At 65.3% G+C, this 1,311-nt stretch carries 1 protein-coding gene; it reads right to left on the minus strand.

Annotated elements, in window-relative coordinates:
• Positions 1–34: 34 nt before the first annotated feature.
• Positions 35–1,186, minus strand: a complete 1,152-nt coding sequence (locus ACIRGA_RS40855) for an IS481 family transposase (RefSeq protein ID WP_400952971.1) — start codon at positions 1,184–1,186, stop codon at positions 35–37.
• Positions 1,187–1,311: the final 125 nt, after the last annotated feature.

The following is a 1,311-nucleotide window of genomic DNA, read 5'->3' on the forward strand; positions in this document are numbered from 1 at the left end:
TGTGCTGTTTCAGGACCTCACGGACAGATGTGTTTCAGGACTTGTCGGACAGTTTGGTGTTGAGTGGTTGGTAGCGTACTGCTCGGTTGAGGGTGAGCTGGCGGGCGATGGTGTCGCCGATCATGATGGTGACGCGGTCGCCTTGCCAGAACACCGTGGCTGTGTGTCCGGTCCAGCGGCGGCTCAGGATGATGGAGCAGCCGGAGAAGGCGATGACGCCGGTGGCTGAGACGATGCGTTGCGTGCAGCCGCTGGAGGCTTCGCGGCCGCCGGCGGGGGTGGCTTTGGGGCTGGCGTCGTAGCGTTGCCGCGGGGTGTGACCGTCGAGGCTTTGGTGGCGCCGGTGGTCGTTGTAGATCTGGCGGTAGTCCTCGAGAAGTTGTTGCAGGGCGGCAAGATTCTCGGCTGGCGGTCGGGCGGCGAGCCATTTCCGCAGGGTCCGGTGGACGCGTTCGTTCTTGCCGCAGGTTTGCGGGTGATAAGGCCTGGAGGCGATGGTGGCGACACCGTGTTCGGCGAGGTGGCGTTCAAGTTCGACCATCTGCCCGCGGTGTTTGCCGGAGAAGGCTAACCCGTTGTCGGACAACACTTTCACCGGCAGGCCGTGGCCGGCGAAGGCCTGTTGCAGTGCGGCCCAGGTGTCGGCGCCGTTCTCACTGCTCGCGGCATAGGAGCCGACGTCGAGGCGGGAGTGGTCATCGAGGATCTGGATGACACAGACTTTCTGACCGTCGGCCAGGTAGTACTCCATGCCATCGATCTGCCAGCACCCGTTCGGGTCGGAGTACTCGAACCGGCGCCGGGTGCGGGGTCTCTTGCGGGGTTCGGGTTCGACCTGGCCGTGCTCGCACAGGATCCGGTAGATCGACGACGTCGAAGGCAACGGCACGAAACCGGTCTTCTCCAGCCGCCATCGGATCGAGATCGGCCCGTTGTCCCAGCCCTCGTCCGCGAGTTCCTTGCGGGCCCGCAGCACCGCCTCGGCCACCTCCGCGCCCAAGGCGGTGGGACGGTGGTGCGGGGCGGTGCTGCGGCGGGTGAATCCGTTCGCCGCCTCGCTGCGGACCCGGGACACATACCGATAGAAGGTGTCCCGGGACACCCCGTGCTCGCGGCAGAACCCCGCCACGTTGATCTTCCCGCCCGCGGCGACCTGAGCGACCGCGGCGACGAACTCAGGATCCATCGAAAACCCTGCTCTGCCCATCGCAGCATGATCACCACACAAGCCCTGGTCACCACGCCGACAGGCCGGTCAGTGTCCGTGAGGTCCTGAAACATCAACTGTCCGACATGTCCTGAACTCAGACA

The sequence above is a fragment of the Amycolatopsis sp. NPDC102389 genome, assembly GCF_044765885.1.
In the GTDB taxonomy this organism is placed as follows: Bacteria; Actinomycetota; Actinomycetes; order Mycobacteriales; family Pseudonocardiaceae; genus Amycolatopsis.